Below are 7,551 nucleotides of genomic sequence, written 5' to 3'. Positions count from 1 at the left end.
CACCGGGCCGAGGGACCGTCAGGTCACCGGATTGAGGAAGGTCAGCACCGAAGCGTCTTCCTCGATCAGCGGGGCGAGGACGGTGTTGAACGGGCCGCCGTAGGGGGCCTTCAGGTGGGCCTGGAAGGCGTCCTCGTCCCGGTACACCTCGAAGATCCAGAAGGCGCGGGGGTGGGACGCCTTGGTGTAGACGTCGAAGGCGAGATTGCCGTCCTCCTCGCGCACCTTCCGGGCGTAGTCCAGGATCAGTCGGGCGACCTCGTCCTCCGCGCCCTCGCGGGCGGTGAACTCGGCGAGCAGGGTCTTGTTCACGGTGTGGTGTTCCTCCGTGGTCGGGGTCGTGATCAGTCGTGGGCGGAGTCGAGGTGCCAGACGACGGCCTTGTCCAGCTTCACCGAGCCGTTCTCGGCGAAGACCTGCAATCCCTCGCTGGCGGGGTCCGGGAAGATCTGGTCGGTGATCACCGCTTCGCCGCTGCCGCCGAAGACCTCGACGGAGGACCAGTCGACGAGGATCCGCAGCTTCACCTTGCCGTTCTTGGCCTTCAGCGGCGCGGTCTGGACGCCCGGGAAAGTGCTGTTGAAGTCCACGGCGCCGGAGCGGGTGCGGTCGACGTACAACTCTTGTGTCGTGGTGTCGTAGCCGATGACGGTCTCCTCGCCGTCGGCGCCGGTGCGCACCTTCAGGCCGAAGCGGTCGGCGTCCTTGAGGGAGAAGGTCGCCTCGATGTCGAGTGCCTTGCCCTTGGCCGCAGGGCCGATCAGGGTCTTCGTGGTGCTCTTGACGGTGACGCCGGCCGCCGTCGCCGGGCGCTTCTTCCTGAGGGACTCCAGGCCGTCGACCGGCTTGCTGGTCAGCCGGACCTGGCCGTTGACCGTGCGCAGGGCCATCTCCCGAGGGGCACTTTGCGCGCCGCGCCAGGGAGAGGTGGGGATGGCGCCACTGTAGTCCCAGTTGTTCATCCAGCCGACCATGTAGCGCTTGCCACCCGGGGCGTTCTCCCAGGACACGGCCGCGTAGTAGTCCTTGCCGTAGTCGGCCCAGTCGGCGCGCTGGACGACGGACTTGGCGGCGGTGTCGGCTTCGGTGAACCGGTCGGCCAGGACGTGGCCCCAGCCGGCATTGTTCATGTCGACGATCTGGATCTTCGCCTTCTTGCCCGCGTAGGGACGCAGGTCGAACGAGGCCCAGTCCAACGTCTCGCTGTTGGCGCCGGTGGCGCTGCGGACGACCTCGCCGTCGACGATCAGGTTGACGGACGTCTCCTGGGAGACGGGCTGGGCCGCGGTGTCGGACAGCATGATGTGGTCGAGGTTGAGGTGGCCCCAGCCGCCGGTGTTGTCGTCGACGATCCTGATCTGTGCCTGCTTGCCGGCGAGGTCGCCGACGTCCCAGGAGGCCCAGTTGAGCGCCTCGCCGTCCTTTCCGGTGGCGCTGCGCACCACTTCGCCGTCCACGAGGAGTTCGAGGGCGGTGGGGTTGGCGGAGCCGGCGGGGTGGTTGCCGCCGCCGATGAGGAAGTTGATGTGGTTCTTGTCGATGGTGAATTCGGGCGAGGTGAGGGTGCCGGTGGTGGTGTCGCCGTTCAGGTAGGAGTTGACCAGGCCGTCACCCAGGAATCCGGAGACCTCTTGCTGGTTGGGGAGGGTGCCGGTGGCCGGTGCCGTACCGAAGGCGTCTCCGGTGGTCGTCCAGTCGCCGTAGCTGCCGCCTTCGAAATCGGCGAGGACCGTACCCTCGGGCGGCGGCCCCTGCTCCATGACGGTTCCGGACTCGTGCGGGTGCCGTCCGCCGCCGACCTTGAAGTTCAGGTAGGAGCTGTCGACGGTGAATTCGGGTGAGGTGAGGATGCCGGTGCTGGCGTCACCTGCGTGGAAGCTGTTGGCGAGGCCCTTGCCGTCGAAGCCGTCGACGGTGCCCTGCCCGGCCACGGCCCCGGCCGCCGGTCCGTCGCCGAAGGCGGTGCCGGTGGTCGTCCACGTACCGAAGTCGGTGTTCTCGAAGTCCTGTACCACCGTGCCGGTGGGCGGGGTGTAGGTGCCCTTGTCGTCGGCGGTGAACTTCTTGCCGTCGAAGTCGCCGATGAAGTACTGGGCGGCCGAACCGCCCGCGATGCCACCGGGGTTGATGTTGACGACCAGGACCCACTTGATGTTCTTCTTGTCCCCGTCTACCGCGAGGGGGAACAGGTCGGGGCACTCCCACACGCCGCCCGTCGCGCCGGCCGGCCCGAACTCGCTGAGCAGGTCCCAGTCCTTGAGGTTCTTGGACGAGTAGAACCGCACCTTGTGCTCGGTGGACAGCGACACCGTCATCAGCCAGCTCTTGGTCGGCGCGTACCACTGGACCTTCGGGTCGCGGAACTCCTTGGATCCGATGTCGATGACGGGATTGCCCTGGTACTTGGTCCAGGTGCGGCCGCGGTCGGTGCTGTAGGCGAGCGACTGGGCCTGGATGCCCGTGTCCTTGGCGTGGCTGGTGTAGATCGCCACCATCGGCGGGTTCTTCTTCGTGCCGAAGCCGGTGGTGTTGTCCCGGTCGACGACCGCGCTGCCGGAGAACACCATCTCCTCGTCGTCGTGCGACAGGGCGAGCGGCAGCTCCTGCCAGTGCACGAGGTCCTTGCTCACCGCATGACCCCAGGACATGTCGCCCCAGGAGTTGCCGTTGGGGTTGTACTGGTAGAAGAGGTGGTACTCGCCCTTGTAGTACACGAGGCCGTTGGGGTCGTTCATCCAGTTCTTCTCCGGAGTGAAGTGGAACTGGGGCCGGTAGGTCTCGGAGTACGGCAGGGTGTCGGCAGCCACGGCTTGGGGGGCGAGCGGGGCTGCGGACAGGGCGCAGACGGTCGCCACCGCCGCGATCATCCGTATGCGGGCATGCCGGGATACACGTAGAGAGCTCACTATGTCTCCTGTACTGCGGCCGCCGCGCGGTGGAGATTGCTGCCCGGCGCGGACCGACCGAAAGTGACGTCCTGCGGGCGCTGTCGTCCACGGCGCCCGGCAAAAGTGTCATCGTTGACTTGTGTCATCGATGACATCGAGTGGCCCGATGATGGGGGCATTCCGGCCGACGCGTCAACGGTTCGGCCGTGATGCGGAGTTAGAAGGCTCGCCGACCCGTCACGCGCGGTCGGCTGTGGCGAACTGCGCCAGCTGGCTCTGCCACGGCGGATTGGGACCGGCGACCGAGCAGGTCAGGGCCGCTACCCGGACGGCGAACCGGCACGCTTCCGCGACGTCGTCGAGGCGGAGTTCCGTCAATCGGCCGCCGAGGAGGCCGCGGGCGCCGAGGTGGTCCAGCAGCCCGGCGGTGAACGAGTCGCCCGCCCCGACCGTGTCGGCGACCCGCGTCGACACGGCGGGTACCTGAATCCGTTCGCCGTCGAGCGAGGCCAGGACGCCGTCGGCACCGCGCGTGATCACGACGAGCCGCGCCCCGGCCGTGTGCCAGATGTCGCACGCCTGCTCGGGCGCGGCGCCCGGCAGCAGCAGTTCAAGGTCGTCCTCGCTCAGCCGGAGCACATCGGCGAGGGCGCACCAGTGCGCCAGCCGGGCCCGGTAGACGTCGGGGTGCACCAGCAGCGGTCGGACATTGGGGTCGATGCTGATGGTCGCGTCAGGGGCGGCAGCCGTCAAGAAGTCCTCCACCACCGCCGCGCCGGGTTCCCGGACCAGGGCCAGAGACCCGGTGTGCACGCAGGCGGTTTCGGACAGGTCCACCTGTGCCAGTTCCTCGGCCGTCCACTGCCAGTCGGCCGTGTTCTGCGCGTGGAAGGAGAACGCGGCCTGCCCCTGGGAATCCAGTTCCGCTACGGCCAGCGTGCTGGGCTCGGCGGCTTGGACGGCACTCGACAGGTCCACCCCGGACGCCTCCAGGTGGGTGCGGAAGAGACGGCCGAACACGTCGCCGGACAACCGCGCGAGGAAGCGTGCCGGGGTGCCCAGCCGGGCCAGCGCCACTGCGGTATTCGCAGGTCCGCCGCCTGGCAGGACGCGCAGGGCGAGTTCGTTCGAGGTGCTGGAAGGTTCGGCGAAGGCGTCCGCGACGCACTCTCCCAGGACGGTGATCTGACGCGGGCTCATGGGCTGCTCTTCTCTGACGAACCTACGGGTCGACCGGACGCGTCGTGGCGCAGCTACCGGACAGCTACCAGCGGGCGGTGGCCGCCGACGTTGCCGATTTGTGACGGGCGCGGGGCATTGACGTTTCCGGGAGACGGAGTCCATCATCCTCGCCAGGCAGTGTCAACGATGACATAAGTCAACGATGACACCCCGAGCGGCACGCTCTGAATCCGGCCCCGTGCCGCCCGCTATCCCACAGGAGTCGATCATGTCTCGCACCACTCGCCTGTCCTCCTCCCTCCTCAGAACCGCTGCTGTCGCGGGCGTCGCGGCCCTCACCCTGACGGCCTGCGGATCCGGCTCCGGATCGACTTCCGCCGGCTCCGATTCGGGCGAGGTCAAGGTCGGTCTGATCACCAAGACCGACACCAACCCGTTCTTCGTGAAGATGAAGGAGGGCGCCGAGAAGGCAGCGGAGGCCGAGGGCGTCAAGCTCATGACGGCGGCCGGCAAGTTCGACGGCGACAACGCCGGTCAGGTCACGGCCATCGAGAACATGGTCGCCTCCGGTGTGAAGGGCATCCTGATCACCCCGAGCGACTCCAAGGCCATCGTGCCCGCGATCGAGAAGGCCAAGGCCAAGGGCGTGCTGGTCATCGCCCTGGACACCCCGACCGATCCGGAGAGCGCGGTCGACGCGCTCTTCGCCACCGACAACCTCAAGGCCGGCGAGCTGATCGGCGCGTACGCCAAGGCCGCCATGGCGGGCAAGTCCGCCAAGATAGCCACCCTCGACCTCGCGCCCGGTGTGTCCGTCGGCGTCCAGCGGCACAACGGCTTCCTGAAGGGCTTCGGCATCGAGGAGGGCGACTCCTCCATCGTCTGCTCCCAGGACACCGGCGGCGACCAGGCCAAGGGCCAGACGGCGATGGAGAACTGCCTCCAGAAGGAGCCGGGCATCAACGTCGTCTACACGATCAACGAGCCGGCCGCGCTGGGCGCGTACACCGCGCTCAAGGCCAAGGGACGGGAGAAGGACGTCCTGATCGTCTCCGTCGACGGCGGCTGCACCGGGACCGAGGCGGTCAAGGACGGCACGATCGCCGCCACCTCGCAGCAGTACCCGCTGAAGATGGCCTCCGAGGGCGTCAAGGCCGTCGTGACCTACGCCAAGGACGGCAAGAAGGCGTCCGGTTACACCGACACGGGTGTCACCCTGATCACCGACAAGGCCCAGGACGGCATCACGTCCAAGGACACCGCCTACGGCCTGGAGAACTGCTGGGGCTAGGCCTGCATTTTCGGATCGGGCCGGACCTTGGCGACCGACGACACCGCCGGTGTGGGTCCCCCCACTGCCTCAAGGCCCTCAAGGCCCTCAAGGCCCTCAAGGCAGTGGGGGAGTGTGTGCCGGCCCCCGCCACCCCGGCCAGATCCGAAAGGGAGGCCCTTGGCCGCCCGAGGTCCGTACGACTGCGCCTCTCCCCTCAGCGGGGCGGCCGTCCCTTCCTCCCTGACCCTGACCGGGGGACGGCCGCCCGCCTGTCCTCTTGTCCGCCGATGTCCTCCGACCAGGGCGGGCAACGACTTCTGTCTTCCGACAAGGACTTCGCATGACAGCCACGACCACACCCCCCGGCACGTCCTCGCCGTACGCCGAGCTCAAAGCACCGACCACGGCCCGCCGACTGCTCACGGCACCGACCACCGGCCCCCTGGTCGCCCTCCTCCTGGCCTGCGCCTTCTTCTCCCTCTCGACCGACCAGTTCCTGACCGGCGGCAACTTCTCGCTGATCGTGCAGCAGGTCATGGTCGTGGGCACCCTCGCCATCGGACAGACCCTGATCATCCTCACCGCGGGCATCGACCTGTCGTGCGGTGCCGTGATGGCGTTCGGCAGCATCATGATCGCCAAGATGGCCGCCGAGGGCTCCCTGCCCCCGCTCGCCGCCATCGCTCTGGGCCTGGTCGTCTGCGGCGGTTTCGGGCTGCTCAACGGGCTGTTGGTGCAGAAGATCCCGTTGCCGCCGTTCATCGTCACCCTCGGCATGCTCAACGTGGCGTTCGCGCTGACCCACATCTACTCCGAGGAGCAGACGGTCACCAACCTGCCCGGCCCGCTGACGGCCCTCGGGCAGACCTTCCCGCTCGGCAACACCGACATCACCTACGGCTCCCTGGTCACCATCGCCCTGTTCCTCCTCCTGGCCTACGCGCTGAGCAGCACCGGCTGGGGCCGACACGTCTACGCCCTGGGCAACAGCCCGGAAGCGGCCCGGCTGAACGGCATCCGCACCTCCCGCCTGACCATCGGCGTCTACACCGTGGCCGGCATCCTCTACGGCATCGCCGCCCTGCTGCTCATCTCCCGCACCGGAGTCGGCGACCCCCAGGCCGGACAGACCGACAACCTCGACAGCATCACCGCCGTGGTCCTCGGCGGCACCAGCCTCTTCGGCGGCCGCGGTTCGGTCCTGGGCACCTTCATCGGTGTCCTCATCGTCGGTGTCTTCCGCAACGGCCTGCAGCTGATGGGCGTCGCCTCCATCTACCAGACCCTGATCACCGGTGTCCTGGTGATCCTCGCGGTGACCGTCGACCAGCTCTCCCGGAAGAAGGCCCGATGACCGCCACCTCCTCTCCCACGCCCGTGCTGCAGGCCCGCGGTCTGGTCAAGCGCTACGGCCAGGTCACCGCCATCGACGGCGCCGACTTCGACCTGCTGCCCGGCGAGGTCCTCGCCGTCATCGGGGACAACGGTGCCGGCAAGACCAGCCTGATCAAGGCCCTCACCGGCGCGGTGACCCCCGACGAGGGCGAGATACGACTGGGCGGCGAGCCCATCACCTTCTCCGGGCCGCAGAGCGCCCGCGCTCACGGCATCGAGACGGTCTATCAGGACCTCGCCGTGGCCGCCTCCATGGACATCGCCTCGAACATGTTCCTCGGACGCGAGCTGCGCCGCCCCGGCGTCCTCGGCAGTGTCTTCCGCATGCTCGACAAGAAGCGCATGCGCGAGGAGGCCGCCGAGCACATGGCCGACCTGAAGATCGGCCTGCGCTCGCTGACCCAGTCGGTCGAGACCCTCTCCGGCGGACAGCGGCAGGCCGTCGCGGTCGCCCGGTCCGTCGCCTGGGCCCGCAGCGTCGTCGTCATGGACGAACCCACCGCCGCCCTCGGCGTCAAGGAATCCGGTCAGGTCCTGGACCTCATCCGCCGCGTCCGGGACAAGGGCATGCCGGTCGTCCTGATCAGCCACAACATGCCGCACGTCTTCGAGATCGCCGACCGGATCCACGTCCACCGGCTGGGCAGGCGCGCCGCCGTGATCAAGCCCTCCGACTACTCCATGGCGGAGGTCGTCGCCATCATGACGGGCGCGCTCACCGTCGACGAGGCCGGAGGTACCGTCATTGCGGATTCCGAGGCGGCGAAGGCCGCCGGCGTCCAGGCCAACTGACGACAGGACTGAAGCACGCAC

At 68.3% G+C, this 7,551-nt stretch carries 6 protein-coding genes; 3 read left to right on the top strand and 3 right to left on the bottom strand.

Annotation, left to right across the window (positions count from 1 at the left end; translation table 11 throughout):
- Nucleotides 1–18: 18 nt before the first annotated feature.
- The 3 genes from ACFU53_RS44835 to ACFU53_RS44825 all read right to left on the bottom strand — a co-directional run bounded on the left by ACFU53_RS44835 (nt 19) and on the right by ACFU53_RS44825 (nt 4,088).
- Nucleotides 19–312, bottom strand: coding sequence for a putative quinol monooxygenase (locus ACFU53_RS44835; protein WP_384005764.1), 294 nt, complete (start codon nt 310–312; stop codon nt 19–21).
- Between the two features lie 32 nt (nt 313–344).
- On the bottom strand, nt 345–2,867 hold the full coding sequence (locus ACFU53_RS44830; protein ID WP_384005766.1) for a GH32 C-terminal domain-containing protein: 2,523 nt from the start codon (nt 2,865–2,867) through the stop codon (nt 345–347).
- A gap of 258 nt (nt 2,868–3,125) precedes the next feature.
- The gene (locus ACFU53_RS44825) at nt 3,126–4,088 is read right to left on the bottom strand and encodes a carbohydrate kinase (protein WP_384005762.1); all 963 of its coding nucleotides are present in this window, start codon (nt 4,086–4,088) and stop codon (nt 3,126–3,128) included.
- 250 nt (nt 4,089–4,338) lie between these two features.
- Here ACFU53_RS44825 and ACFU53_RS44820 point away from each other — a divergent pair, with 250 nt between their 5' ends.
- The 3 genes from ACFU53_RS44820 (at nt 4,339) to ACFU53_RS44810 (ending at nt 7,530) form a co-directional block, all read left to right on the top strand.
- The gene (locus ACFU53_RS44820; protein WP_384005761.1) at nt 4,339–5,361 is read left to right on the top strand and encodes a sugar ABC transporter substrate-binding protein; all 1,023 of its coding nucleotides are present in this window, start codon (nt 4,339–4,341) and stop codon (nt 5,359–5,361) included.
- A 322-nt stretch (nt 5,362–5,683) separates the two neighbouring features.
- Nucleotides 5,684–6,697 carry an ABC transporter permease gene (locus ACFU53_RS44815; RefSeq protein ID WP_384005759.1) on the top strand — a complete coding sequence of 338 codons (1,014 nt, stop codon included), beginning with the start codon at nt 5,684–5,686 and terminating at the stop codon, nt 6,695–6,697.
- Entirely contained in the window at nt 6,694–7,530 is an 837-nt protein-coding gene (locus tag ACFU53_RS44810) for an ATP-binding cassette domain-containing protein (protein WP_384005757.1), read from the top strand. Before ACFU53_RS44815 ends, ACFU53_RS44810 begins: the two co-directional genes overlap by 4 nt.
- The last annotated feature ends 21 nt before the right edge of the window (nt 7,531–7,551 follow it).

Source organism: Streptomyces sp. NPDC057474 (assembly GCF_042802555.1).
Taxonomy (GTDB): domain Bacteria; phylum Actinomycetota; class Actinomycetes; order Streptomycetales; family Streptomycetaceae; genus Streptomyces.
This window is presented reverse-complemented; position numbering and strand designations above follow the sequence as displayed.

Bases quoted from the DNA above. Each gene is read 5' to 3' on its own strand.
- ACFU53_RS44825 (WP_384005762.1), bottom strand. From the start codon at position 4,088: ATGAGCCCGCGTCAGATCACCGTCCTGGGAGAGTGCGTCGCGGACGCC.
- ACFU53_RS44820 (WP_384005761.1), top strand. From the start codon at position 4,339: ATGTCTCGCACCACTCGCCTGTCCTCCTCCCTCCTCAGAACCGCTGCT.
- ACFU53_RS44815 (WP_384005759.1), top strand. From the start codon at position 5,684: ATGACAGCCACGACCACACCCCCCGGCACGTCCTCGCCGTACGCCGAG.
- ACFU53_RS44830 (WP_384005766.1), bottom strand. From the start codon at position 2,867: ATGATCGCGGCGGTGGCGACCGTCTGCGCCCTGTCCGCAGCCCCGCTC.
- ACFU53_RS44810 (WP_384005757.1), top strand. From the start codon at position 6,694: ATGACCGCCACCTCCTCTCCCACGCCCGTGCTGCAGGCCCGCGGTCTG.